The sequence below is a fragment of the Flagellimonas meridianipacifica genome, assembly GCF_003001695.1.
Taxonomy (GTDB): Bacteria; Bacteroidota; Bacteroidia; order Flavobacteriales; family Flavobacteriaceae; genus Flagellimonas; species Flagellimonas meridianipacifica.
The window spans coordinates 1,969,707-1,994,065 of the sequence record NZ_PVYX01000002.1 but is presented as its reverse complement, the minus strand read 5'-3'; the positions used below and the strand labels follow the sequence as shown (position 1 = coordinate 1,994,065).

The 24,359-nt window shown below is 40.0% G+C and carries 27 protein-coding genes and 1 pseudogene; 13 read left to right on the top strand and 15 right to left on the bottom strand.

Features of this window, described 5'->3' with window-relative positions:
• Window positions 1–2: 2 nt before the first annotated feature.
• From CLV81_RS19165 to CLV81_RS19155, 3 genes are read right to left on the bottom strand one after another with little or no spacing between them, the layout of a single operon-like run.
• Window positions 3–725 (bottom strand): DUF4129 domain-containing protein, encoded by a 723-nt coding sequence (locus tag CLV81_RS19165; RefSeq protein WP_146129948.1) that lies wholly within the window; start codon window positions 723–725, stop codon window positions 3–5.
• Window positions 722–1,660, bottom strand: a complete 939-nt coding sequence (locus CLV81_RS19160) for a hypothetical protein (RefSeq protein WP_146129947.1) — start codon at window positions 1,658–1,660, stop codon at window positions 722–724. The genes CLV81_RS19165 and CLV81_RS19160 overlap by 4 nt, the downstream gene beginning before the upstream one ends.
• Window positions 1,635–2,609 (bottom strand): stage II sporulation protein M, encoded by a 975-nt coding sequence (locus CLV81_RS19155; protein WP_106147375.1) that lies wholly within the window; start codon window positions 2,607–2,609, stop codon window positions 1,635–1,637. The genes CLV81_RS19160 and CLV81_RS19155 overlap by 26 nt, the downstream gene beginning before the upstream one ends.
• 36 nt (window positions 2,610–2,645) lie before the next feature.
• On the opposite strand from CLV81_RS19155, the gene CLV81_RS19150 reads away from it, so the two are divergent.
• Together CLV81_RS19150 and CLV81_RS19145 are read left to right on the top strand one after the other, a co-directional pair.
• On the top strand, window positions 2,646–3,371 hold the full coding sequence (locus CLV81_RS19150; protein WP_106147373.1) for an RDD family protein: 726 nt from the start codon (window positions 2,646–2,648) through the stop codon (window positions 3,369–3,371).
• Window positions 3,371–3,985, top strand: a complete 615-nt coding sequence (locus CLV81_RS19145; RefSeq protein WP_106147372.1) for a trimeric intracellular cation channel family protein — start codon at window positions 3,371–3,373, stop codon at window positions 3,983–3,985. Before CLV81_RS19150 ends, CLV81_RS19145 begins: the two co-directional genes overlap by 1 nt.
• Here CLV81_RS19145 and CLV81_RS19140 read toward each other — a convergent pair whose 3' ends face one another.
• Window positions 3,986–4,708, bottom strand: coding sequence for a peptidylprolyl isomerase (locus CLV81_RS19140; protein ID WP_106147370.1), 723 nt, complete (start codon window positions 4,706–4,708; stop codon window positions 3,986–3,988).
• On the opposite strand from CLV81_RS19140, the gene CLV81_RS19135 reads away from it, so the two are divergent.
• Both CLV81_RS19135 and CLV81_RS19130 read left to right on the top strand, forming a co-directional pair.
• Window positions 4,707–5,348, top strand: a complete 642-nt coding sequence (locus tag CLV81_RS19135) for an NUDIX hydrolase (RefSeq protein WP_106147369.1) — start codon at window positions 4,707–4,709, stop codon at window positions 5,346–5,348. The genes CLV81_RS19140 and CLV81_RS19135 overlap by 2 nt on opposite strands.
• Window positions 5,349–5,384: 36 nt before the next feature.
• A complete protein-coding gene (locus tag CLV81_RS19130; RefSeq protein ID WP_106147367.1) occupies window positions 5,385–6,197 on the top strand; it encodes a lysophospholipid acyltransferase family protein in 813 nt (270 codons plus the stop codon).
• Here CLV81_RS19130 and CLV81_RS19125 read toward each other — a convergent pair.
• From CLV81_RS19125 to CLV81_RS19115, 3 genes are all read right to left on the bottom strand, one after another.
• The gene (locus tag CLV81_RS19125) at window positions 6,194–6,835 is read right to left on the bottom strand and encodes a hypothetical protein (RefSeq protein WP_417935442.1); all 642 of its coding nucleotides are present in this window, start codon (window positions 6,833–6,835) and stop codon (window positions 6,194–6,196) included. The two genes, CLV81_RS19130 and CLV81_RS19125, sit on opposite strands and share 4 nt — an antisense overlap.
• Before the next feature lie 6 nt (window positions 6,836–6,841).
• Window positions 6,842–7,336, bottom strand: a complete 495-nt coding sequence (locus tag CLV81_RS19120) for an RNA polymerase sigma factor (RefSeq protein WP_106147364.1) — start codon at window positions 7,334–7,336, stop codon at window positions 6,842–6,844.
• A gap of 66 nt (window positions 7,337–7,402) precedes the next feature.
• Window positions 7,403–8,815, bottom strand: coding sequence for an amidohydrolase (locus CLV81_RS19115; RefSeq protein WP_106147362.1), 1,413 nt, complete (start codon window positions 8,813–8,815; stop codon window positions 7,403–7,405).
• A 99-nt stretch (window positions 8,816–8,914) separates the two neighbouring features.
• Here CLV81_RS19115 and CLV81_RS19110 point away from each other — a divergent pair, with 99 nt between their 5' ends.
• Window positions 8,915–10,210, top strand: a complete 1,296-nt coding sequence (locus CLV81_RS19110) for an NAD(P)/FAD-dependent oxidoreductase (protein WP_106147736.1) — start codon at window positions 8,915–8,917, stop codon at window positions 10,208–10,210.
• Window positions 10,211–10,425: 215 nt separating this feature from the next.
• Window positions 10,426–11,313: pseudogene (locus tag CLV81_RS19105) on the top strand (nitrilase-related carbon-nitrogen hydrolase); the annotation flags it as partial.
• 96 nt (window positions 11,314–11,409) lie between these two features.
• Here the strand turns inward: CLV81_RS19105 and CLV81_RS19100 are convergent.
• Entirely contained in the window at window positions 11,410–13,098 is a 1,689-nt protein-coding gene (locus CLV81_RS19100) for a glycoside hydrolase family 13 protein (protein ID WP_106147361.1), read from the bottom strand.
• 142 nt (window positions 13,099–13,240) lie between these two features.
• Here CLV81_RS19100 and CLV81_RS19095 point away from each other — a divergent pair, with 142 nt between their 5' ends.
• Window positions 13,241–13,759 (top strand): hypothetical protein, encoded by a 519-nt coding sequence (locus CLV81_RS19095; RefSeq protein ID WP_106147359.1) that lies wholly within the window; start codon window positions 13,241–13,243, stop codon window positions 13,757–13,759.
• A gap of 7 nt (window positions 13,760–13,766) precedes the next feature.
• Here the strand turns inward: CLV81_RS19095 and xerD are convergent, their stop codons facing one another.
• A complete protein-coding gene (gene xerD, locus CLV81_RS19090) occupies window positions 13,767–14,663 on the bottom strand; it encodes a site-specific tyrosine recombinase XerD (protein WP_106147358.1) in 897 nt (298 codons plus the stop codon).
• A 182-nt stretch (window positions 14,664–14,845) separates the two neighbouring features.
• On the opposite strand from xerD, the gene CLV81_RS19085 reads away from it, so the two are divergent.
• From CLV81_RS19085 to CLV81_RS19065, 5 genes are all read left to right on the top strand, one after another.
• Window positions 14,846–15,367, top strand: coding sequence for a hypothetical protein (locus tag CLV81_RS19085; protein ID WP_106147356.1), 522 nt, complete (start codon window positions 14,846–14,848; stop codon window positions 15,365–15,367).
• Window positions 15,368–15,424: 57 nt separating this feature from the next.
• The gene (locus CLV81_RS19080) at window positions 15,425–15,883 is read left to right on the top strand and encodes a hypothetical protein (RefSeq protein WP_106147355.1); all 459 of its coding nucleotides are present in this window, start codon (window positions 15,425–15,427) and stop codon (window positions 15,881–15,883) included.
• A gap of 169 nt (window positions 15,884–16,052) precedes the next feature.
• On the top strand, window positions 16,053–16,514 hold the full coding sequence (locus CLV81_RS19075) for a hypothetical protein (RefSeq protein WP_106147353.1): 462 nt from the start codon (window positions 16,053–16,055) through the stop codon (window positions 16,512–16,514).
• Between the two features lie 80 nt (window positions 16,515–16,594).
• Window positions 16,595–17,014, top strand: coding sequence for a type II 3-dehydroquinate dehydratase (gene aroQ, locus CLV81_RS19070; protein WP_106147352.1), 420 nt, complete (start codon window positions 16,595–16,597; stop codon window positions 17,012–17,014).
• A 63-nt stretch (window positions 17,015–17,077) separates the two neighbouring features.
• Window positions 17,078–18,250, top strand: coding sequence for a PQQ-dependent sugar dehydrogenase (locus CLV81_RS19065; protein WP_106147350.1), 1,173 nt, complete (start codon window positions 17,078–17,080; stop codon window positions 18,248–18,250).
• Here CLV81_RS19065 and CLV81_RS19060 read toward each other — a convergent pair.
• The 6 genes from CLV81_RS19060 to CLV81_RS19035 all read right to left on the bottom strand — a co-directional run bounded on the left by CLV81_RS19060 (window position 18,247) and on the right by CLV81_RS19035 (window position 22,240).
• A complete protein-coding gene (locus CLV81_RS19060; RefSeq protein ID WP_106147349.1) occupies window positions 18,247–18,537 on the bottom strand; it encodes a DUF3817 domain-containing protein in 291 nt (96 codons plus the stop codon). The two genes, CLV81_RS19065 and CLV81_RS19060, sit on opposite strands and share 4 nt — an antisense overlap.
• Window positions 18,537–19,088, bottom strand: a complete 552-nt coding sequence (locus tag CLV81_RS19055) for a PepSY-associated TM helix domain-containing protein (RefSeq protein ID WP_106147347.1) — start codon at window positions 19,086–19,088, stop codon at window positions 18,537–18,539. The genes CLV81_RS19060 and CLV81_RS19055 overlap by 1 nt, the downstream gene beginning before the upstream one ends.
• Before the next feature lie 10 nt (window positions 19,089–19,098).
• Window positions 19,099–20,490, bottom strand: a complete 1,392-nt coding sequence (gene lpdA, locus CLV81_RS19050) for a dihydrolipoyl dehydrogenase (RefSeq protein ID WP_106147345.1) — start codon at window positions 20,488–20,490, stop codon at window positions 19,099–19,101.
• Between the two features lie 120 nt (window positions 20,491–20,610).
• Window positions 20,611–21,015: a peptide-methionine (R)-S-oxide reductase MsrB gene (gene msrB / locus CLV81_RS19045; protein ID WP_106147344.1), complete on the bottom strand. Its 405-nt coding sequence runs from the start codon at window positions 21,013–21,015 to the stop codon at window positions 20,611–20,613.
• A 30-nt stretch (window positions 21,016–21,045) separates the two neighbouring features.
• Window positions 21,046–21,537, bottom strand: a complete 492-nt coding sequence (msrB, locus tag CLV81_RS19040; RefSeq protein WP_106147342.1) for a peptide-methionine (R)-S-oxide reductase MsrB — start codon at window positions 21,535–21,537, stop codon at window positions 21,046–21,048.
• Between the two features lie 124 nt (window positions 21,538–21,661).
• Window positions 21,662–22,240 (bottom strand): collagen-like triple helix repeat-containing protein, encoded by a 579-nt coding sequence (locus CLV81_RS19035; protein WP_106147734.1) that lies wholly within the window; start codon window positions 22,238–22,240, stop codon window positions 21,662–21,664.
• Between the two features lie 167 nt (window positions 22,241–22,407).
• Here CLV81_RS19035 and CLV81_RS19030 point away from each other — a divergent pair, with 167 nt between their 5' ends.
• The gene (locus CLV81_RS19030) at window positions 22,408–24,348 is read left to right on the top strand and encodes an alpha-1,4-glucan--maltose-1-phosphate maltosyltransferase (RefSeq protein ID WP_106147340.1); all 1,941 of its coding nucleotides are present in this window, start codon (window positions 22,408–22,410) and stop codon (window positions 24,346–24,348) included.
• Window positions 24,349–24,359 lie beyond the last annotated feature (11 nt).

Sequence of the window (24,359 nt, the reverse complement as noted above, 5' to 3'; positions counted from 1 at the left end):
TCTTATAAAGGAATTAATGTGTTTAAGGTGTTAAACCTATCGTCTGTTTTTTGGTATTGCCTTTCCGTTATGGGATTTTCACCGTACCAAATATGTTCGTAGAGATAGGATACCTCTTTGAACTTTGCTCTAAGCCTGTTTTCCTTAAGCTCCTTTTCGTAGTCCGAATTGGTTTTTTCAAAATGCCAATCAATCAATTGTTTTTGGGAGAGTCGTTTCAAAACCTTCAAAAACTGATACCTGACAGCCAATCGATAATCCTTCTTTTGAAGAGCCTCGTTCATTAGGGAATCCAAATCCAAACTCTCAATATGCTGTTCGGACAAGTCTACATCCAATATGGAATTCGCTTTTTTGGTAAAAATGGAACCAAATCGTTCATTGACCAAAAACCGAACAAGCAGATAGATGACCAAGAGTCCCATCAAAACATAAATGAAATATTGAATGACCTTTAAAGCGTTGGGAGAAACATCAAAACCAAAAATTTCACCCAATCCTCCAAATAGCCATCTCAAAAATCGGAGCAGCAGATTTTGGGATTCCCCAGTTTTGATTTCATAATTGAACTCATCTCCTTGATATTTTTGAGACAAGTCTTGATTAAAACTGCGCTCCTCTAATCTAGAGTCCGTATCGTATTTGAGTTGTAGCGAATCTTTTTCTTGAAGATTGCCAAATCCCAAAATAGGAATAAGAAATAAAAGACAGATAACGCTTCTCACAGACTGGACTTTCCTATTTCTTCAATTTTACTTCGGGTGTTGATGTTATAGGTCTTTTCGTGAAGTGCATAGTACAAAATACCATTGACGAATTGGGAAAGACATTGGGCATAGACTGATGCAACCAAAACTAGACATAGGGCCAATGTATAAATTACCATGGATATAACTGACCCCGTTACATCCACATTATTTTCAACTACATGAAAAGTGTATATTCCAATAATGACCCCGGGGATTACCATAATTATAAAAAATAGGAGTCCGTTCAAAAGGCCCAAAATGAAATTGACCCCGATAGATTTCCAAAAATTATTGATAACCAAGGACCACCCTTCTCCAAAAGCATCCATAACCCCTTTCTTTTCTGCTAGCATGCAGAAGAAAGAGACACCAACCCAAGCAGCTAGGAAAAACTGTAACACATATTGAATAAAAATACCTGCCAGTGGAATAAATGCGGTGATAATGACAACAACAAAAAATACAAGGTAAATTGGGATAAGTATTACGATGAAGAGTAAAATACTGCCCAATCTGTCTTTAAACAAGTCCCAAACTTCCTTTTTATCAAAATGGTTTCCTTTGACTTCATCATACTTAACAAGATAAGCGGAGCTGATACTGAAATTTAGAGCAGCAACGACTAGAAATATCAAAAAGAATATTCCCATTCCAGAAAACAAATAGACGAGATAATCCTCTTCTGAAACAGCTCCGCTTCCAGTCCCGTAGAGTCCATCAGCAGCAATTAAGCCCACAAAACCAGACACCAAGAGATAGCTGGTAATCAGAAGACCAATGATAAAGATACCATTGTACCGAAGAAAAACGTTAGTGAATGTTTTGATGTTTTGCTTGAGGAAATCAAAGTAAACGGAGAGAATATCCCCAAAATCGCGATTGATTCTAAGTTCTAGGTATTTGTTTGCCATCCAATGTATTTAGGGTAATAGGATAAATGATATAATAAAACACAATAAGGGCCAAAGACCCACCAATAATGAGAAAAGCCAACCAATCGGGCATATCCGCATATCGGGTAATGAAACCTTCGATAAAACCGGCAATGATAAAGAATGGAATGGTACTGACCACCACTTTTAGTCCATCCTTGGCTCCTTTCATAAATGAAACTCGGCGTGAAAAGGTTTTGGGGAACAAAATGCTGTTTCCCATAATGAGTCCAGCGCACCCTGCAATGATAATCACCGAAATTTCGATGGTACCATGCAACCAGATTTGTCGATTGGCTTCAAAAAACACACCCTTTGTATAGAAAAAAGTAACAAAAGCTCCCAACATTATGCCGTTGCTAAAAAGTACGTAGGCGGTTCCAATACTGGTAATAACCCCAAAGGCAAAAGCAATTAGGGCCACTCGGATATTGTTTATGGTTATTCCCAAAAAAGTACCGACTTCACTTCCACTTTTATAGATAGCCGTAGGTTCACCTTTGGCAATGTTTTCCAAAGTCAAGTTTACATAGGCGTCTCCAAGAATCAATCGAACGAAAGAACCGTCATTTAAAGCAGATAAACTTCCAATGGATGTAGCCACAGCAAAAATCAAAAAAGCGGTAAATAGTGTTTTATGATATTGCTTGAAAAACAGGGGAAATTCATATCCCCAAAACTCTATAATTCGGTTTCGAGACTCTTTCTTGTTCTTGTAAATTCTCTGATGCGCCTGCGAAGCAAGTGAATTCAGATACAATAAAGTCTTGCTTTCAGCGTAGTAGGTTTGGGCATAAGCCAAGTCGTTGGTCAATTGGATATAGCCATCAGCCAATTCGTCGGGACTTGTGGAAGAACCATTAAGGATGGCCTTTTCAAATGCTATCCATTTTTCCTTATTTTGTTTCACAAAGGCTGCCTCGCGCATAAATGTGTATTACCGACAGTTTAAAATTAATGTTATATGGGTAACCTCCAAATCAATACAACGCAAAATGTAAACCTAGATTATAAAATTGTGGGTATTGGGGAACGAATCGTTTCTTTTTTGATAGACGGACTTATTCTTTACATGTATGCCATTTTGGTTAACCTGATTGGAGATGCCATTTCCTATGTGTATGAGGATACCTGGACGCAACGAGGTTTGATAGCACTTATCTTCCTACCGGCCATGTTCTACAGTCTATTGATGCATAGTATTTTCAATGGAAGGACTGTGGGTAAAATGCTTTTAAAGATGCGGGTGGTTAGAGTTGATGGTACTCCCGTGCATTGGAGCAATTATTTGGTGAGATGGATGTTACGTCTTGTCGATATCTGGATTTTTCTGGGGTCCATAGGAATTCTAAGTATCCTGTTTTCTGAAAAAAGACAGCGAGTAGGGGATGCAGCTGCAGGAACTGTAGTGATAAGTACCAAAAACAAGACCAAGGTTTCCCATACTATTTTGGAAGAGGTTGAAGAGCAATATCAACCCCAATTCACCAACGTAACTGTGCTGACGGACAAAGATGTACGCTTAATAAAGGAAACTTATTTGATAGCTAAAAAGAGCAGTGATTTTAAAACCCTTAAAGCCCTGCGTGTAAAAGTGGAAAGTATTTTGAACACAAATTCAGAGCTCTACGATGCCCCTTATCTGGATACCGTCTTGAAGGATTACAACTTTTATACACAAAAAATGTAATGGGATTTTATCAGCTAGTGGATATATTGGGTACCATAGCTTTTGCTGTGTCTGGAGTATTGGTAGCCATGGACAAGCGTTTGGACCTCTTTGGTGTTTTAATAATTGCTTTTGTAACCGCTATTGGTGGAGGAACACTGCGAGATTTGTTGATTGGTAATACTCCCGTTACTTGGATGCGGGATTTGACTTATGTGACTATTATTCCTATCACCGTGCTGTTGACCATCATCTTTTCCCATCAACTAAAGTATTTGAGAAAATCACTTTTCTTGTTTGATACCATTGGTATTGGCTTGTATACTATGTTGGGGATTGAAAAAGGACTGGAGGCCAACTTATCTCCCATAATGTGCATTGCTCTTGGAACGATGACCGCTAGTTTTGGAGGTGTGCTTCGCGATATTCTTTGTAATGAAATTCCGGTTATCTTCAGAAAAGAGATTTATGCCACGGCCTGTATCTTGGGAGGAACATTGTATTTTATTATCCATTTATTAGGAGTTGCGGAGGAGTATGCTTATGTAGTGGGAATTCTTGCCGTAATCGTTATGCGTATTTTGGCAGTGCGCTTCAGTATTCGCCTGCCCAATATTTACTCTTCCAAGAATTGATTAAAGTACTTCCGCTTTAAGAATATAGACGTTTTCCCAAGGCCAATCCCCATCGCCAACGGGAACTTTGTTAATGGCATCCACTACATCCATACCCTGAATCACCCTCCCAAACGGTGTGTATGAACCATCCAAATGATATGAACCTGGTTTTTTTACTACAATGAAAAACTCGTAGGGAGATGCCAATTTATGTGGATTGTCTCGTTCACTACTGGGCATAGATATGGTCCCCCGATGGTGTCTGTATCCCTTTTTGGCATCTGGAGGAAGCAGATACCTGCCTATTTTCCTTCTTTTTAGTGGAGTTGCCTTATCATCTGAATTGCCCCCTTGGATAATAAAGTCTTCTACTACCCGATGAAATTGAGTGTTGTCAAAATACCCTTTACGCGCCAGATAGATGAAATTCGCCTTGTGGTAAGGCACATTATCATACAACTGCACAGTAAAACTACCCATACTAGTGGTCAATTTTACTCGGTTCGCCTTTTCTTCTTTGGCATATTCGAAAAAGAAATCGATGGCATTCTCCTCGGTTAACAAAAACTCTTCTTCCTCTTCTTCAACCTCGGGTTCAACGGTTTCTGCTACTTGTGGAATACTGTCCTTGACCTCTTCTTTGGCGGTACTTTGCTGTTCCTTCTTTTTGGGTTTTTCGCTACAGGACACCAAAAAAAATAGTAGTATACTTGTAAACAAAGCTGAATTTCTTAGCCTCATGGATTTTCAAGAGTTTTACGAACAAGTTTTAAAAATAAAAAATCTACCGCTGCCCGGCAGCCATTCCCACCATAAAATGTCACCCGCATTTCGGAAACAATGGTTGGAATTGAATAAAATAAAGGCGCAAAACCCAAAGAAAGCAGGGGTAATGGCCTTGTTCTATCCCAATAGTGAACAATTGACCCATTTGCTTCTCATTTTGAGGAAAACATATCAGGGGGTGCATTCCAACCAAATCGCTTTTCCGGGTGGTAAGCTGGAACCGGAAGATGAAAATCTTATGGAAACTGCTCTGCGTGAAACCTATGAAGAAGTTGGGGTGCCATCGGAATCTGTAGAGGTGTTGAAAGAGCTTAGTGAAGTATATATCCCACCAAGCAATTATCTGGTTCAACCCTTTTTCGGGGTATATCATAAACCTGAATTGTTCCGAATCCAAGAAAGCGAGGTGGAAGCGCTTGTTGAGGTACGTTTGTCAGATTTTTTGGATAAATCCAACCTTTCTGAAGAAAAATTAAGCACCTCCTATGCAAAAAATATTAGCGTACCTGCCTTTAAACTAAATGGTTATACCGTATGGGGTGCCACTGCCATGATGTTAAGCGAAATCAAAGAACTCTTGGAACAGGTGCTATAAGGGTCATTTTTGTAAATTAGCTTTTCACATTGATATATGGGGCTTTTTAAAGAAAATCCATTTGGACATATCCTTTTTCTTAAAAAATGGTTGATTCGTATTGCCGGTATGATGACCCATCAGCGGTATAAGGGTTTTAATACACTTGAAATTGAAGGCTCCCAGATTATTCGCGATCTTCCAGAAAACAATGTTCTCTTTGTCAGTAACCATCAGACCTATTTTGCAGATGTCGTTGCCATGTTCCATGTTTTCAACGCGAGTTTGAGTGGAAGAGAGGATAACATCAAAAATTTAGGGTACTTATGGAATCCGAAGCTGAACATTTACTATGTGGCGGCCAAAGAAACCATGAAAAAGAGCCTGTTGACCAAAATTTTGGCCTATGCCGGCTCAATCAGCATTGAGCGGACATGGAGGGCAGACGGACAGGATGTGAATCGACAGGTGAAAATGAGTGATATAAGTAATATTGCCAAAGCTTTGGATGATGGATGGGTAATCACATTTCCTCAAGGTACCACTACACCTTGGAAACCTTTGCGCAAGGGCACAGCCCATATTATTAAAAGATACAAACCTGTAGTAGTACCGGTTGTGATAGATGGCTTTAGACGTTCATTTGACAAAAAAGGACTTCGCGTAAAAAAGAAAGGTATTCTACAATCCATGCATATAAAAGCCCCTTTGGAGATTGATTATGACAATGAGTCTGTGGAGGCCATTATTGAAAAGTTGGAGTATGCCATTGAGCAACATCCTTCCTTTCTACATGTGATTCCACAAGATGAGCTATTGGCCTATGAGGAAGAGCATCAAAAAAGGCGATACAGTTATAAAGGTGATTAGACCTCCAGTTTTTTAAGTTCTCGATAGTTTTCTTTGAGTCTCTTGAGCAAAATTCCATATAGCAATTTGTAGAACAACCAGATTACCACGAGCAAAACTCCTGTAAAGAGTATGGATACCGCTATAACCAAAAACCAAAAAGTCACTTCATTTCCTTGTCTTGTGGCTGTTTCCACGATTTCTTTACCCTCTTCGCTATAAATCAGAACACCGTAGAGGCTAATAATCATGTAGGTGGCAAAGATGATAAGATTGAACCATACGTATTGTGTGACCGTTCGTTTTACCTTCAAGATGGTTTTCATAAGTTTCCTTGAAGAATCCGTTACCGAAATTTTCTTGTAGTTCAGGTAAAACTTAAAAATGAAATACAGGATAATGCCATAGTTGACAAAGTTCAAGACCATCATGATGTTATAAATATGCATGGCTTTCAGGTCCTGCATATATTGTGGGTCGCTTGAAATAAAATTTATTGCGGCCCAGAAGACAAATTCTATGATGCTAATGTAAAAAATCCACTTCACCATGGAAGATGATTTTTTCCAAATCATCGGATAGATATCATCGTAGGACAGTTTGGGAAGATGTTCTTCTTTTTTCTGCCAATCTTTTTTTAAGAGCTCCAGTTCATCCATCATAACTTAAGGATTTAAGATGGTTCTTAATTTATTTTTAATCCGGTTCATTTTGACCCGGGCGTTCACTTCCGTAATACCCAAGGTTTCCGAAATCTCGCTGTAATCTTTGTCTTCCAAGTACAGAAAAACCAAAGCCTTATCAATGTCTCCAAGCTGTTTAATGGCGTTGTACATTAACTTGAGCTGTTTTTCCTCGGTATCGTCATATTCGTCGGCCTTGATTTTAAAAATCACGGAATCGTAATCTTGGGTTTCCACCCTCTTCTTCGATTTTCGATAGAGTGTAATGGCCGTATTCAAAGCCACACGATACATCCATGTACTAAACTTGGAGTCTCCACGAAACTTAGGGTAGGCCTTCCACAATTGAATGGTGATTTCCTGGAATAAATCCTTATGGGAATCCCTATCATTGGTATATAGGCTACATACCTTATGGACAATATTCTGATTATCCTCAAGCTCGGTAACAAAACGATGTTCCAGTTCTTTGTTCAACGTGGTTGGTAAGTTTTCCTAATAGGTCTGTAAACTTTGGATTTTGTTACAGACCTGGAAAGTTGGTTATTTTCTATAATCAAGTGCAGGTGGTCTATCTCCCAGCAAAGGAATGTACTTGAAGTCCTTTCCGCGACGCCCTTCAAACTCTTCTTTAGCCTTTTCCACAATTTTTGGGTCTTGGAACAGTTCAATAGCCGTAAGGGTCAATGTTTTTGCAGCTACCATCATTCCTTTTGTACCGATTGAAGTACCCCCAGCAGCAACCGCTTGCCAACTGTGAGCAGGGGTACCGGGCACCCAGGTTGCTGTTCCCATGCCTACAGTAGGGACAGCAAAGCTCACATCTCCCACATCCGTAGAACCATAGGCACGAGCTTCTTCCTTATAAGGTTGAACGTCTATGGCTCGTTTCATATCCAGTTCCTCATAACCAAGGGTTTTGGAGATTTTTTCTGCAAATTGCTTCTCTTCTTCGGTGTAGGTTATACCTCCAATTATGCTTAAGTTTTTGTACATTATTTTTTGAAGCGTAAGATTGGGTAGCAACTCATGGGTGCCTCCAATCATTTCATAATCCATGGTTGTGCCTGTTCCTAAAGCAGCTCCCTCAGCAGCTTTAACGATTCGGTCAAAAATGTCGATGACCACATCTCGTTTTCCGTGTCGGGCGTAATAATAGACTTCTGCAAAGTTGGGAGCTTTACCACCCTCTGTAATGACATAATGGATTCTTGCCTCTTGCGGAATATGCTCTCGCATCATGTTGACCATCATGTTCATGGCTTCAACTCCATCTAGTGCCGAGCGACCTCTTTCAGGAGCGCCTGCGGCATGGGCCGAGGTGCCATAAAATCTAAACTTTGCAGACTTGTTGGCCAAAGCTGCTCCGGCACTTGCAGCATTTTGGGAGCTAGGGTGCCAATGCAAAGCAATGTCTACATCATTGAAAAGTCCCTCTCGTACCATGTAGACTTTTCCTGAGCCACCTTCTTCAGCGGGACATCCATAAAACCGAATAGTGCCCTTGGTATTATTTGCCTGTAACCACTCCTTTGCAGATATGGCTGCTGCGGTTGAAGCAGTACCGAACAAATGATGCCCACAGGCATGTCCCGCAGCTTTATTTGCGGTCTTTTTTTCGGGAACGGCCTGTTGGGAAAGTCCAGGTAGCGCATCATACTCACCTAAAATTGCAATAATTGGGTATCCTGAGCCATATTCTGCAACAAAAGCTGTTGGGATACCTGCTACCCCTTTCTGAATGGAAAAACCTTCATCCGAAAGGGTTTTTTGCAGTAAAGCGGAACTTTTTTCTTCCAAATATCCCATTTCCGCTAAATCCCAAATCTGAAGGGCAATATCTGCATACTTTTCTTGGTTGGATTCTAATTTCTTTAGCACATCATCGGTTTTCTTTTGAGAGAAAAGGGCAGTGCCCGATAGAATTAGGGCGCAAAGGAATACTGTTTTTTTCATGGGTTGAGCGAGTTAGTCAGAAAATTAAAGATACTAAAAAACCCTTTGTAAAATAATGTGGTAATCACTGGAATATGTACTTTTATAACCATGTCAGAGATGAACATTCCGCAATCCAGTTTTCCACGAATAATCATCATTGGAGGAGGATTTGGAGGCATTGCTTTAGCAAAAAAACTTTCAGGGAAAGACGTACAGGTGCTTTTATTAGATAAGCACAATTACCATACGTTTCAGCCTTTGTTGTATCAGGTTTCCACAGGGGGTCTTGAACCTGATTCCATTGCATATCCTATTCGAAAAGTACTTCAAGGGTATCCCAATTTTTACTTTCGGTTGGCTGAGGTTACCCAGATTGATACCGAAAAAAGAAGATTGGAGACCAATATTGGGGGCATTGCTTACGATTACTTGGTAGTGGCCACAGGTTCCCAGACCAATTTTTTTGGGAATCAGAATATTGAATCCTATGGCATGGCTATGAAGACGGTTCCCCAATCCCTAAATCTGAGAAGTTTGATTTTGGAAAACTTTGAGCAAGCTCTATTAACTGATGACTTGCACGAACGCGATGCCCTTATGAATTTTGTCATAGTTGGGGGAGGGCCCACCGGTGTGGAACTTGCTGGGGCTTTGGCGGAAATCAAAAAAGGAATACTGCCCAAGGATTATCCGGATTTGGATACTAGAAGGGCTCAGATAAATCTGGTACAAGGAAGTGACCGTATTCTTCCAGCAATGAGTGAGGTAGCATCAAGAAAGGCTGAACGGTTTTTAGAGAAACTTGGAGTGAACGTTTGGAAAGACGTTAGAGTGAGCGATTACGATGGCAAGCAGGTCACTACAAATACAGACACTTCTTTTGAGGCATGCACCTTGGTGTGGGCAGCGGGTGTTAAGGCGGTTAGTATTAAAGGTTTGGATGCTGAAGAGTTATTGAGTCGCGGTAGTCGACTCAAAGTGAACCATTTTCATCAAGTAGAGGGGTTTGAAGAGATTTTTGCCATTGGCGATGTGGCCCAGATGGAAACCGAGGAATTTCCTGAAGGCCACCCCATGATGGCCCAGCCAGCTATGCAACAAGGTGAAAGTCTGGGAGAAAATTTAGCCCGATTGGTAGAGGAGAAACCCATGAAACCTTTTAAATATAAAGATAAGGGCAGCATGGCTACGGTAGGACGCAACAAAGCTGTTGTAGACTTGAAAAAATTTAAGTTCCAAGGTGTATTTGCTTGGTACGTTTGGATGTTCGTCCACCTTTATTTTTTGATTGGCTTTCGTAATAGGGTAGTGGTCTTTATCAATTGGGTATATAACTATATTAAGTTTGATCGAGAAGCTCGGTTAATTATCAGACCTTTTAAAAAGGAATATCAGGTTTCTAAAAAGACCTAAGGGATTTTACTTTCGTCAATACTGTTTTGGCCTACATCAGTTTTATATTGAATTTTTCTCTTCAATTCCCGAAATTCACTTGTTGGACGATATAATTCCTTTAAACAAATTAGATCTTAAGTCGGTATGCACATGGAGCCAAAAAATTCAACATTTATCAAAATATGAATGTATCAGTAGCACAATTTCAACCAAAGGACTGAGATAAAAAATACAATCTATCGATAATCCGGCAGCTTGCGGAAAAAGCGAAATCTAATGGCGCGGACTTAATTAGTTTTCACGAAATGTCGATTACTGCTTACACTTTTACCAAAGATTTAAGCTTAGAACAGATAACGGAGTTAGCGGAGGAAATACCAAATGGAAAAAGTACTCAGGAATTAATTGGAATCTCAAAAGAGTTGGATATTCCTATTTTGGCAGGTCTAGTGGAAAAGTCAGATGGGAAAATATACAATACCTATATCTGCGTAACTGGAAATGGAATAGTCGCTAAATATCGTAAAATACATCCTTTCATTAGTAAGCACATGTCTGCCGGTAGTGAATATTGCGTATTTGAACTACTCGGTTGGACATGCGGAATTTTAATCTGTTATGACAATAATGTAATCGAAAATGTTCGGGCAACAAGCATTTTAGGAGCAGAACTAATTTTCGCACCGCACGTTACGGGATGTACACCATCTGCAATGCCTCATCGAGATTATGTAGCTGATAAATATTGGCAGAATCGTGAAAATGACCCTGTATCGTTACGAATGGAATTTGACGGTCCAAAAGGTAGGCGTTGGTTAATGCGTTGGCCACCTGCAAGGGCTTACGACAATGGAGTTTACTTTGCGTTTACAAACCCGATTGGTTATGACGGCGAACACTTGAAAAATGGCAATTCCATGATAATCGACCCATACGGAGAAGTTTTATCCGAAATACAATCTCTTGAAGATAGCATTACAATTTCAAAGATTACCAAAGAAAAAATTCAACTCTCAGGAGGTTGGAGATACAAAAACGCTCGAAGACCGGAACTTTACAGGGACATTATTGGCAAGGACCATAAATCTGACACAACTCCAGTTTGGATGAAGGAAAACTAAAACAGATTGTCTAAATAACGACTAAAGCTCATGGCTTATCAGATGATCATTTTTTCCTATTTCTAAATCAACAAAAAACCACTTATGCTGACCACTTTAAATCTGGTACACACACGCCTGATACGGTCGTAACTCAAACTTTCCATTTCCTTTATCGGCTGTAGATAAATCGTTGGAAATAATTAAGCTAAGTTCTCCAAAACCTTCTGTAGACAAATCAATACTGGCTGGCTCGGTTGAGAAGCTTAGCAGAATTAAGTATTTCTCATCATCCATAATTCGGGTGTAAGCGTATACTTGTTCGTTATTTTTCAGTAGCAATTTGTAATCCCCGTAGACCAATCCCAAATGGTCTTTACGTACTTGGACCATTTTTCTGAAATAGTTCAATACGGAACCTGTGTCTTTTTCCTGTTCTGCTACGTTAAGCCCTTCTTTGTGGTTAGGATGTACTTTTAACCATGGTTTTGACTGGGTAAAACCTGCATTCGTCGTATTGTCCCATTGCATAGGGGTACGGCCATTATCTCGAGCAGCTTCCTTCTCATTTTCGATAAAAGTCTCTAGGTCCACGCCCCGTTGCTTGAGCAGCGCATAACGGTTTAGCGTGTTGATGTCCTGATAGTCCTCAATATTGTCAAAACGAATATTGCTCATCCCAATCTCATCACCGTAGTAGAAGTAGGGCGTACCCTTCATAGTCAACAAAAAGGTCTGTAACATAGTAGTGGAATTGTACCAGTGCTCTGGAGAGTCGTTACCCCAGCGACTTACCGTTCTGGGATTATCGTGATTGCTCAAAAACAGGCTTCCCCAACCTTTTTCTGCAAAGGTTTCATCCCAATCTGAGAATATTTTTTTGAACTCGGTAAGTTTCCATGGGTCACTTCTCATCCAAAACACTTCATCCCCTTCCCGGTCCAAGGACATCAACTCAAAATGAAAGAACATATTGAGTTCTTCCCGGTCTTCATCGACAAAAAGCAAAGCTTGGTCTCTATCCACTCCGGGAGTTTCACCCACCGTCATAACATCATACTTACTTAAAACTTCTTGATTCATTTCATGTAAATAGTCATGCAGTTTGGGGCCATTGGCATAAAATGGAACGAAATTTCCATTATACTTTTCTGGTAATTCTGGATAGCTAATGTCTTTGGAAATAAAGGGAATCACATCCATTCTGAAACCATCCACCCCTTTTTTAAACCAAAAGTGCATCATATCGTGTATCTCTTGGCGCACTTTTGGGTTTTCCCACTTTAGATCAGGTTGTTTTACCGAGAAATAATGAAGATAGTAACTATCGGTTTGCTCATCATATTTCCAAGCATTTCCATCCACATCAAAATAACTGAAACGTTTGGGAGGAGTGCCCTTTTCCGCTGGCCACCAGTGATAATAGTCGCGATATGGATTGTCTCGGGATTTTCGGGATTCTTGAAACCAGTGATGTTCATCACTTGTATGGTTTACGACCAAATCCATGACCAGTTTTAGACCGCGTTTGTGCATACCTTCCAAAAGTTGGTCAAAATCGGCCATAGTCCCAAATTCTTCCATAATGTTTTGGTAGTCGCTAATGTCGTACCCGTTATCATCATTGGGTGATTGGTACACTGGGCAAAGCCAAATAATATCAATACCTAAGCTTTTAATGTAATCCAATCGCTGAATAATGCCCTGAATGTCTCCAATGCCGTTTCCTGTTGTATCTTGAAAACTTCTTGGGTAAATCTGATAGACTACACCTTCTTTCCACCATTTACGTTGACTGGATTCCATATATCGAAACTTTAAGGTGTCAAATTTAAACTCTTTTTTAAAGCGATTCTCGTTTTTTTCTTTCTGGATTTTTAGGTTAAAGTTTCGCCAATTGAGATATGACCAATTTTAGGATAAAGTATTTTAAAGGAAAATTACAGACATGACCTTTCCTAACTTTAAACATACAATTACAGTTATACTGATTGGCATCCATTTTTCCTACGGGCAAACTAATGGAAAGGTCTCGGGAGTGGAAGAGAAACCCAAAATTTCAATTGATGGACATCGCTATCCTACTTTTGGGGATAAATCCAACTTTGCGGATTTTGAAATGCATTTTCCATTGACAGAAACCAGTGAAATAAGTGTTGGAGGGGTACATTATAGGACTCTTTTTGCAGATAGATTTACAGTCCCCGTTCAATACAAAAAGTATTTTGCCAAGAAGCTTTATTTGATAGGAGGTTATCGATTGGAATGGGATTTATTGAATGATGGTGCAGGAAAACCCAATCCCACACCTTTACAGGAGGCTTTTTTTGGTGTAGGACATGAGGTAAAACCCAATATGTTTCTGGAGACAAGATTTGCACAACCTATTGGGAATCCTACATTTAATAAATTAGGTTTTGATGTTGGCCAGCCTATACTGGAGTTTGGAGGAAAGTTGAAATTCTAAAGAGGTATTACTTTCTGGGGTGGAATTGATGTAATACTTCTGTCAAGTGCTGCCGATTTACATGCATATAGACCTCGGTTGTGGTAATGCTTTCATGCCCTAGCATTTGCTGTATAGCACGAAGGTCTGCGCCATTTTCAAGTAAATGGGTGGCGAAAGAGTGACGAAAAGTATGTGGACTGATGTTCTTTTGTAATCCAACGCGTTCAGCTAGACTTTTGATTATAGTAAAAATCATGGCTCGAGTGAGTTTCTTTCCTCTGCGATTCAAGAAAAGATAATCTGAGAATTCCTTTGGAATATGTTGGTGTACCCTAACCTCATATCGGTAAATATTGATATATTTTTTATTGACTTCACTGATGGGTACAAAGCGTTGTTTATCGCCCTTACCAGTTACCTTGATAAAGTCTTCTTCAAAAAACAAATCCGAAAGCCTTAGCTCGATCAACTCGGAAACTCGAAGTCCACATCCATATAGTGTCTCCAAAATCGCTCGATTCCGTTCACCTTGAGGGTGTGAAAGGTCAATGGCGTCTATAAGTTGATTGATTTCCTCGGTGGATAAGGTATCAGGTAACTTCCTGCCGATTTTAGGAGTTTCAATAAGTTCTATGGGATTGTCCTTTCTATAATCCTCAAAAATTAAATAGTTGAAAAAACCTTTGAGACCTGATATAATCCTAGCCTGAGAGCGAGGATTCAAAGTTTTGGCGACATCATAAATGAATGCCTGAACGGTTTCTTTGGTGATATGTAGGGGGCTTTCTTCAAGGTTGTTCTCAGATAAAAAGCCCATCAATTTTTCAATATCGAGTACATAATTGGAAATGGTATTCATAGAAAGGCCACGTTCTATCCTCAAATAATCTTTATAGTCCTTTACGGCATGTTTCCATTTCATTTGCTAAAAATAGAAACAAAACGGGGTATTGGAAAAATACCACATATCGATTGGTCAATTCAAAGAAGGGTTTCGTCAATTTGGGAGAAGATTTGGAAACGAATACAAATACCTTGACCTCGGTTTATTCATACTTTTTTGATGGAGGACACGTTTTAACATTCAGTAAACCTTAATCAAACATGAAAAAGACCATTTCAACAAGTATTTTTTTGCTCTTAGTGACATTTACAACCATAGCACAAGTAGATAGAAGTAATTTTAAAGCAGGTCTTACCGCCGGAATTCCAGTGGGGGATGCTTCAGACATTAGCAGTTTTGCCCTAGGTCTTGAGCTAAATTACCACTATGGCGTTTCCAAGCTTCTGGATATAGGATTTGCAACAGGATTCATTAATTCTTTCGGGGAAACCCAAACTCTTTCTGTAGGAGAATTTGAGGTGGAAGGAGAATTCGAGGATTTCCAGTTTATTCCCGCAGCAGCTTCTGTACGTCTTTATCCAACTTACGAGTTCAAATTTGGTGCTGATGTAGGCTATGCCCTAGGGATCAATGATGGAAATGATGGCGGCTTTTATTATCGACCAGTGGTTGGCTACAGCATTACGGGCAATACGGAAATCAATGTCTCTTACTCCACAGTTGCCCTAGATGACAATTTCAATTTTTCTATTGCAATGGTAGGTATTTTGTTCCTCTTCTAAAGAAGATACAGGGGAGACATTTTTTGAAGTTTAAGTAATAACCATAAATATCAAAAAATGAAAAAATTACTGCTTACATTAATCATTGTCTCTTCATTTTCAAGCTTTACAACCGCACAGACCAGTTACGACGGAGCTATTGGATTGGGGATTGACCTTATTGGGGATTTTACCTTTGTAGGCGCAGGGGGAAAGTACTTTTTCTCTGAAAAGCATGTTGGTCAGGCCCATTTGGGATTTGAGCAGGATGCCACCATCATTACCGCTTTATACTCTTTTCATAAAGAAATTGTTGGTGCCCGAGGACTAAGGTGGTATACTGGAATAGGTCCTAGTATTGTTTTCTTGGATGGCGATAATACCTTTTCCTTACGTCCGCATGCCGGTTTGGACTTTAAATTTGATGGGGTTCCGATAGTATTGAATTTTGACTGGCGACCTGCCGTAGTTTTAAGTAATACAGGTGATAATGAAGTGGGCAGTTTTGGTTTTGGAATTCAATTTGCTTTCAACTAGCTTCACAACAACATATTCATCGAGTGTAAGTTAACCTTGTTTTGAAAGGTTTCTATGGTTCAACTAATCTTTTTTTGGTGAGGATACGTATATAACGATGAGTTATCTTGGAATTGTAATTGTATAGTTCCAGGTAATTAAAAAAAACTTAAACTACTAAATGACTATTATGAAAAAAACAGTTTTTTGTTTGTTTGCATCTTTTGCATTTTTCAGTTTCTCTTATGCCCAAACTAGCTACACTGGAGCCGTGGGTCTTGGTATTGATCTTTGGGACGATGCTACTTTTGTTGGACCTAGCGGGAAATACTTCTTTTCTGATAACCATGTTGGTCAGTTTGATTTGGGTTTTGAAGACGGAGGCACAATTTTAACCGCTCTTTATTCCTATCATGATGAGTTTTCGGGAGCAGCCGGACTGCGTTGGTATGCGGGTATTGGACCAAGTATCGTATTGATTGATGATTTTGACAATGTTTTTGCTTTGCGTCCCCATGCAGGACTTGATTTCAAAGTTGATGGTGTTCCGATTGTGATTAATTTTGATTGGCGGCCCGCCATTGTACTTAGTGATGCAGGAGATAATGAGGCAGGCGCTTTTGGATTTGGAATCCAATATGCATTTGATTAACCCTCTTTTAATCATATTTTTAAAAAGGCAGCTCAATCAGCTGCCTTTTTGTTTTTTGAAGATATTGTACTTTTAAGCCCATGAAGCTTATTATCATCAACGGACCGAATCTAAATCTTTTGGGAAAACGAGAACCCGAAGTTTATGGGAGCACTACTTTTGAAGCGTATTTTTCCAAATTGGAAAAGAGATTTCCAGAAGTAGAACTTATCTATTTTCAGTCCAATATCGAGGGGGAGTTGATAAGCAAGATTCAAGAGGTGGGATTTGATATGGATGGCATTATTCTGAATGCTGCTGCCTATACGCATACCTCTGTGGGCATTGGCGATGCAGTTAAATCCATAGAAACCCCGGTTGTAGAGGTTCACATTTCCAACACGCACAAACGAGAGGATTTTAGACATATATCCTATATTGCTGGAGCCGCCAAAGGGGTAGTTCTTGGTTTTGGCCTTCAAAGCTATGATTTGGCTATTCAGAGTTTTGTGGACGGTTAGTTGGCCGTCAAACATCTGGTTGGCTTAAATTCTTCGTATCTTTTATAACCCCAATGTATTGATATGAAAAAGATTGCACTTATCTCTGTAGTGACTTTTCTCCTTCTGCTTTCATGTTCTGATGATAATGGAACAACCACTAACTCAGATGATGTTGACCCTGGAGATACAACTTTTACCCTTCAAAATGCATTCCCAAACCTGAGCTTTTCAAGGCCTGTTGATTTTCAAAGTCCTGGTGATTCAAGTAGCCGAGTTTTTGTTGTTGAACAAGGGGGGATCATTCGTGTTTTTAACAATGATGAAAGTGAAGAAAGCTCGGACGTATTTTTGGATATCAGTTCCCAAATAAACACAACGGCCAATGAGCAAGGACTACTAGGATTGGCTTTTCATCCAAATTTTGAATCCAATGGATACTTTTATGTGAACTATACCCCTTCCACCACGTTATCGGTAACCTCTCGTTTTCAAGTATCCTCTTCAAACCCCGCCTTGGCAGACCCAAACTCTGAACTTGTTCTGTTGGAAATTCCACAGCCTTTTACGAATCACAATGGTGGACAGTTAGCGTTCGGGCCCGATGGTTTTCTATACATTGCATCAGGTGACGGAGGTTCTGGTGGAGACCCTGATAACAATGCACAGGACCGTTCAAATCTACTTGGGGCTATCCTAAGAATTGATGTGGATGTTACCTCGAACGGATTGAATTATTCAATTCCCGCAAATAACCCATTCCTTGGTCAGAACAATATTAGAGAGGAAATATTCGCATACGGTTTTAGAAATCCATGGCGTATGAGTTTTGATACGCAGACCGGAAACCTTTGGTCTGGCGATGTGGGACAAGATGAGCGTGAGGAAATCAACCTTGTGACAAGTGGTGGGAATTACGGCTGGCGCTTGTTCGAAGGTACTTTTTGTTTTTCTGGGGATTGCGATAACGATGGCTTGGTTCCTCCTGTTTTTGAGTATGAGCATAATGGAAATGACCAATCTATAACCGGGGGTCATGTGTATAGAGGGAGTCTTACACCATCCTTAGTTGGCAATTATATCTATGCTGATTTTATTGACGGTCGAATTTGGGGCCTTAATGCTTTCTCCAGCAACCCAGAAGACACTTTGCTGATAAACTCTAACCTCAACATCTCATCTTTTGGAGTGGATGCACAAAATGAGTTATTTATCTGTGCTTTTGATGGGTCAATATATCGCTTAGTGGAAAACTAGGATATAACCGCGCTAGGCTTCAAATACTTTTCGTCAACATAAAAAGTAGCAAACGGTAACAGAGAAGCTACCATTAAAATCAAAAGTCGTTTGATGCTCCACTTTCTATCGTACCAAAAAAGAAAAGCTACAACCACGTATGCAATAAAAAGAATACCATGGGCATAACCAACATATTTGTTGGGTTCCAAAATACCTGCCCAATATTTTAAGGGCATGGTAAAGGCAAAAAGTGATAAATACGATATGCCTTCCAGTATTGCTGTGATTCGAAAGAGTTTTAGCATTATGCGAACAGTATTAAAAATAATATTGGGAACAAAACCCCAGCCAACGCCAATTTCCAGCCTCGTTTTCTAAAACTGTTTTTTCCCTTGGTGATGAACAGTCCAGTAAAGGCAATAATGAGCATCGCGGCTCCAAAAATATCGGAGTACCAAATCCAAAAACTGTTTGTGCTTTTATGTAAAAACATGGTGTGACCCAAAACCGGTACTTTTCTTTTGTACTCCAAAAAGCCTTTTCCCGTTTTTGTATTGATGTCCAAAGTTATGTTCCGTTTAAAATTAGCGCGAAGCTCTTCACCACGTATTCTATGTCCATCATATTTATCCTGAAGGTCCCATTTTTGCGCAATGGACTTGATAAACTCTTCAGAGTCCAAACTCTTAGGATTATCTGGTAAGGCTATTTGTACTTCTTCAGACTCGTAAGCATAATCCATGGGATACCAGTCCTGCCTATGGTTCAAAATAATCCCGGAAAAAGAGAAAGCAATGATGAGGCCAATATAGAAGTATGCAATATCCCTATGGATATTTCTATGATTCCATTTCATAAAAGAGGGACTACAGGTGAATCACTTCATCGTAAGCATCAGCCACAGCCTCCATGACCGCTTCACTCATAGTTGGGTGTGGGTGAACCGCCTTTAGGATTTCATGACCTGTAGTTTCCAATTTTCTTCCCACTACTGCTTCAGCAATCATATCGGTCACACCGGCTCCAATCATGTGACAGCCTAACCATTCACCATATTTGGCATCAAAAATAACCTTGACGAATCCATCTGAATTCCCGGATGCCTTTGCTTTACCGCTTGCAGAAAATGGAAATTTACCCACTTTGATATCGTATCCCTGCTCTTTGGCCTGTTTTTCGGTCAAACCAACGGAAGCAACCTCTGGCATACAATAGGTACATCCAGGAATATTGCCGTAATCCAACGGTTCAACGTGCATTTCAGCAATTTTCTCTACGCAAAGGATTCCTTCTGCAGATGCTACGTGTGCCAAAGCTTGACCGGGAGTTACATCTCCAATGGCATAATATCCTGGGATGTTGGTTTGGTAGTAATCGTTTACCAGTATTTTATCTCTATCCACGGCTATCCCAACATCTTCCAAGCCAATGTTCTCAATATTTGTTTTGATTCCTACTGCGGAAAGTAAGATATCGGCTTCCAAGATTTCTTCACCTTTGGCGGTTTTTACCGTGGCTTTAACTCCTTCTCCAGATGTGTCCACATGGGTAACCTCTGCTGAAGTTTTAATTTTAACACCCGCTTTTTTGAAACTACGCTCCAATTGTTTGGAAACGTCTTCATCTTCAACCGGGACTATATTCGGAAGATATTCCACGACCGTAACCTCGGTTCCCATGGAATTGTAGAAATAGGCAAATTCAATACCAATGGCACCACTACCTACAACAATCATCTTCTTTGGCTGTTTTTCCAATGTCATGGCTTCGCGATAACCAATCACCTTCTTACCATCTTGGGGAAGACTGGGTAACTCGCGGCTTCTCGCACCTGTGGCAATAATAATGTGGTCTGCAGAATATTCGGCGGGGTCTCCATGCTCTCCTTTAACGATGACCTTTTTTCCTGGCATTATTTTACCGTACCCGTTCAAAACCTCAATTTTGTTTTTCTTCATCAAAAATTGAACACCTTTGCTCATTCCATCTGCAACACCACGACTTCTTTTCACAACGGCATCAAAATCGTGCTCTACCTTTTTGGCACTCAACCCATAATCCTCTGCATGCTTCAAATATTCAAAAACCTGAGCTGATTTCAATAATGCTTTGGTAGGAATACATCCCCAATTCAAACAAACACCGCCTAGGCTTTCTTTCTCAACAATGGCTGTTTTAAAACCAAGTTGCGATGCCCTTATGGCAGTAACATAGCCCCCGGGGCCGCTTCCCAAAACAATTACATCAAAATTGCTCATTCCTTTTTAGATTTTAGTTGTTATGATTGATACCTAACCTTTTGGTTTGGCAGGTGCAAAAATACGGAATTCAAATGCCATTTACCAAGCGGCAAATTCTAGAAAAGTTTTTGAGGAAGGTTACTCTTCAGAAGGGTCGAAATCGATGCTAAGGGAGTTGATACAATAGCGTTGGCCTGTGGTTTCCCGTGGCCCATCATTGAATACATGGCCCAAATGACTGCCACAATTGGCGCATACAGTTTCCGTGCGAATCATTCCATGGGAAGTATCCCTTATATATTCAATGGCTCCTTCAACAGCTTGGTCAAAAGAAGGCCAGCCGCAACCGCTTTCGAACTTGTTGCCACTTTCAAATAACTTGGCATTACATGCTTTGCAGTGATAAGCCCCTTTTTTAAAATGAAGGTTGAATTCTCCTGTATGGGGGTATTCCGTGCCTTTTTGTCTTAAAATTCGATACTCATCTGGAGATAGTTGTTTTTTCCACTCCTCTTCAGTTCTTTCTACGGCGTACTTTTTCAATAGCGAATATTTTCAAGAAAGTTAATGTATTTATTCGGAATCGGGAATAAAATCCAAGGCCACTCCGTTGATGCAATGTCTCTTTCCAGTAGTGTTTCTGGGCCCATCATTAAATACATGTCCGAGATGGCCACCACAGGTGGCGCAGTGTTCTTCTGTTCTCGCATATCCTATCTTGTAATCCACGTCATACGCAACACTATTCTCTATTTCGCGGTCAAAACTCGGCCATCCCGTGCCAGAGTCAAATTTATTTTCACTTCTAAATAGGGGAGTAGCGCAAGCGGCACAAACATAGGTGCCCTTTTCCTTATTGTCCAACAAATCACTGGTGAAAGCATTTTCAGTAGCAGCCTTGCGCAGTACGTAGTATTCCATATCTGTTAACTCTGCCCTCCATTCGGCGTCTGTCTTTGTGATTGGATACTCTTTTGTTTCCGCAATTTCCTTATTCTGTTCCTGAGATACACCTTTACATCCTGCAATTAGTAAAAGGGCCACCCAAAGCAAGTTTTTTCCCATTCTTTTTTCTTTTTCTATTTAGACGCAATTTTTGATATTCCTTTCAAAAATAGTGCTGAAAATGATATAAGCACAAATAAAAAAGCCTCGCCATGGCGAGGCTTCAATTTATATCACAAAAGAATTAATCCATTTGGATTTTTTGAACTTCACTTTCGCTGACTCCTATAGCAGACATAACTACACTAAGGTTTGAAGTGTCCATTCTGGAACTGTCAGCGAACTCACTGGGAAGAATTACTATCCTGAAGAATTGATCATCTGTAAACGCTGTATCAAGTCCCGATAAATCAAAATTTCCATCGATGAAAAGTTCCACATCCACAAAAGTATGTGCAAAAACATATTGAATGGTACCCTCAGCAAGGAAAAAGTTTTGCGGAAGTTGACTCCATGCGTTAGCGGTACTACCATCATCAAGGTCTATTGTACCATCAAATCGATAGACCAATACAGCATCTGATTCAAGGATTTCAAAATTAGTTTCATCACTAAATGTAATTAGGGTACTAAAAAGATTATTGTCAGGGTCAAAACCAAAGTTTACCCCATCTACTTCAATTACCTGGCCTTGAATGCCGGGTGCACCCTCAGGTCCAGGCGCTCCATCCAGTCCATCAAACCCAGGAGGTCCCTCAGGGCCTTCACAAGCTACGATAAACAAGAGTAGGAATGCACCGAATATTGTATTGATTTTTTTCATGTTATTGATTTTTATGATTTGCACTATTTCTATTTTCCCACTATGAAATCAAAAAGCGGGCCATAATTTTAGTAATTAAAACGGTTGTGAGAGGAAATATCATGCAGCAATCCTGAAAATGTAGGTTTAATTTCTATATTTATGACAAAGACCAACTTAACTAAACTATGTTTAAACAGCAGCGTGTAGTAATCGACAATATTTCCCCACAACTTGAATCTGGTCGTTTTTTTATTAAAAGAACCTTGGGTGAGCGTGTCCATGTAACGGCCGATATTCTTCCAGATGGCCATGATGTAATTCAATCTGAACTGCTTTATAAACACGAAAACCAAAAAAAATATAGCGAAGTTCGCATGGAGCATCTAGGAAATGATGTGTACCAAGCCACTTTTAAGGTTGAAAAACAAGGTTTCTATACCTATAAAATCCAAGGCTGGGTGGATTATGCACTCAATTGGCAGCATGGGGTGGAAGCTAAGTTGGCCGATGGGCAACACCTCAAGAGCGAATTGCTCGATGGGATTCAATATTTAAAGTTTTTGGCAAAAAAGGCTGGGGCTGAGGACAAAAAAAAGCTAAAAGAATGGATCTCAAAATTTGAAGATGAATCTACTTACGAGGAAGCAGTCAATTTTGCCGCTTCCGATACGTTGAAAAAATGGTTGCTAAAACATCCTCAACGTATTTTGGCGAATGAAAGCAAAGAACTTCAAGTATATGTGGACCGGAAAAAGGCAAATTTTAGCACTTGGTACGAGTTTTTTCCACGCTCGTCCGCACCACAAGAAGGACAGCACGGTACCTTTAAGGATTGTGAGCAATTATTGCCCAGAATTGCCAAAATGGGTTTTGATACCCTTTATTTTCCTCCAATTCATCCTATTGGTGAAGTTAACCGAAAGGGAAAGAACAATACGGTAAATGCCCAGGAAGGAGATTCTGGAGTGCCATGGGGTATTGGTTCCAAATATGGAGGCCATAAATCAATCCACCCTCAGTTAGGTACAGAGAAAGATTTTAAAAAACTGATAAAAAAAGCTGGAGATTTTGGTATTGAGGTGGCAATGGATATTGCATTTCAAGCAGCACCGGACCACCCATACGTTTCGGAACACCCTGAATGGTTCAGAAAACGACCTGATGGCACCATCCAATATGCCGAAAATCCTCCCAAAAAGTATCAGGACATTGTTAATTTTTATTTCGAGACAAAGGAATATAAAGCGCTTTGGGAAGAACTGCTAAGTATTGTGCAGCATTGGGTCGGCTTTGGTGTCAAGGTTTTTAGAGTGGACAATCCCCATACAAAACCCTATTATTTTTGGCACTGGTTGATTTCTGAAATCAAAAAAGAGCATCCAGATGTACTCTTTTTGGCCGAAGCATTTTCAAGACCTAAGGTGATGCAACAACTGGCCAAGCAAGGGTATTCACAGTCTTATACCTATTTTACTTGGAGAGTCTCAAAACATGAATTGATAGAATATGTCACGGAGCTCACCCAAACTGAGATGCGGGAATATTACCGGCCTAATTTTTGGCCCAATACGCCAGATATCAATCCATATCATCTGCAGGGTGCCAATGAATCCATGCACATCATTAGATACGCATTGGCTGCAACTTTGAGTGGTAACCTTGGCATTTACGGACCTGTATTTGAGTATATGGTAACTGATGCACTACCTGGGAAAGAAGAGTATTTGGATTGTGAAAAATACGAAGTGAGACATTGGGATTGGACAATCGAAAATGGATTGACCCATCATATCAGCAAAATAAATGAGGTAAGACACCAGCATGAGGCACTTCAGCAAACCAATAACATAAAGTTTTGCCATATTGACAACGATCACCTTATGGCATTTTACAAGTGGAACGATGACAAGACGGATGAGATGTTGATTGTAGTTAGCTTGGATTCACAATACTTGCGGCAAGGAAGGTTACAAGTTCCTTTGCAGGAATTGGGTTTGAGTGATGGACAAGGATTGCACATCAAAGACGAAATGACGCAAAAAGAGTATCATTGGTATGACGAATGGAATTTTGTGGAGCTACATCCCAATTTACCCTTTCATTTGTTCCATATCATTAAGGATTAAACAAATACAAA

Excerpts from the sequence above, each read along its gene's own strand:
- CLV81_RS19125 (WP_417935442.1), bottom strand. The coding sequence starts at position 6,835 with ATGGATGAACTGGAGCTCTTAAAAAAAGATTGGCAGAAAAAAGAAGAA.
- CLV81_RS19145 (WP_106147372.1), top strand. The coding sequence starts at position 3,371 with ATGGGATTTTATCAGCTAGTGGATATATTGGGTACCATAGCTTTTGCT.
- lpdA (WP_106147345.1), bottom strand. The coding sequence starts at position 20,490 with ATGAGCAATTTTGATGTAATTGTTTTGGGAAGCGGCCCCGGGGGCTAT.
- CLV81_RS19160 (WP_146129947.1), bottom strand. The coding sequence starts at position 1,660 with ATGGCAAACAAATACCTAGAACTTAGAATCAATCGCGATTTTGGGGAT.
- CLV81_RS19155 (WP_106147375.1), bottom strand. The coding sequence starts at position 2,609 with ATGCGCGAGGCAGCCTTTGTGAAACAAAATAAGGAAAAATGGATAGCA.
- CLV81_RS19100 (WP_106147361.1), bottom strand. The coding sequence starts at position 13,098 with ATGGAATCCAGTCAACGTAAATGGTGGAAAGAAGGTGTAGTCTATCAG.
- CLV81_RS19030 (WP_106147340.1), top strand. The coding sequence starts at position 22,408 with ATGTTTAAACAGCAGCGTGTAGTAATCGACAATATTTCCCCACAACTT.
- CLV81_RS19075 (WP_106147353.1), top strand. The coding sequence starts at position 16,053 with ATGAAAAAAACAGTTTTTTGTTTGTTTGCATCTTTTGCATTTTTCAGT.
- CLV81_RS19035 (WP_106147734.1), bottom strand. The coding sequence starts at position 22,240 with ATGAAAAAAATCAATACAATATTCGGTGCATTCCTACTCTTGTTTATC.
- CLV81_RS19055 (WP_106147347.1), bottom strand. The coding sequence starts at position 19,088 with ATGAAATGGAATCATAGAAATATCCATAGGGATATTGCATACTTCTAT.
- CLV81_RS19060 (WP_106147349.1), bottom strand. The coding sequence starts at position 18,537 with ATGCTAAAACTCTTTCGAATCACAGCAATACTGGAAGGCATATCGTAT.
- CLV81_RS19095 (WP_106147359.1), top strand. The coding sequence starts at position 13,241 with ATGACCTTTCCTAACTTTAAACATACAATTACAGTTATACTGATTGGC.
- CLV81_RS19130 (WP_106147367.1), top strand. The coding sequence starts at position 5,385 with ATGGGGCTTTTTAAAGAAAATCCATTTGGACATATCCTTTTTCTTAAA.
- CLV81_RS19140 (WP_106147370.1), bottom strand. The coding sequence starts at position 4,708 with ATGAGGCTAAGAAATTCAGCTTTGTTTACAAGTATACTACTATTTTTT.
- msrB (WP_106147342.1), bottom strand. The coding sequence starts at position 21,537 with ATGGGAAAAAACTTGCTTTGGGTGGCCCTTTTACTAATTGCAGGATGT.
- xerD (WP_106147358.1), bottom strand. The coding sequence starts at position 14,663 with ATGAAATGGAAACATGCCGTAAAGGACTATAAAGATTATTTGAGGATA.
- CLV81_RS19085 (WP_106147356.1), top strand. The coding sequence starts at position 14,846 with ATGAAAAAGACCATTTCAACAAGTATTTTTTTGCTCTTAGTGACATTT.
- CLV81_RS19110 (WP_106147736.1), top strand. The coding sequence starts at position 8,915 with ATGAACATTCCGCAATCCAGTTTTCCACGAATAATCATCATTGGAGGA.
- CLV81_RS19150 (WP_106147373.1), top strand. The coding sequence starts at position 2,646 with ATGGGTAACCTCCAAATCAATACAACGCAAAATGTAAACCTAGATTAT.
- CLV81_RS19115 (WP_106147362.1), bottom strand. The coding sequence starts at position 8,815 with ATGAAAAAAACAGTATTCCTTTGCGCCCTAATTCTATCGGGCACTGCC.
- CLV81_RS19065 (WP_106147350.1), top strand. The coding sequence starts at position 17,078 with ATGAAAAAGATTGCACTTATCTCTGTAGTGACTTTTCTCCTTCTGCTT.
- aroQ (WP_106147352.1), top strand. The coding sequence starts at position 16,595 with ATGAAGCTTATTATCATCAACGGACCGAATCTAAATCTTTTGGGAAAA.
- CLV81_RS19080 (WP_106147355.1), top strand. The coding sequence starts at position 15,425 with ATGAAAAAATTACTGCTTACATTAATCATTGTCTCTTCATTTTCAAGC.
- CLV81_RS19135 (WP_106147369.1), top strand. The coding sequence starts at position 4,707 with ATGGATTTTCAAGAGTTTTACGAACAAGTTTTAAAAATAAAAAATCTA.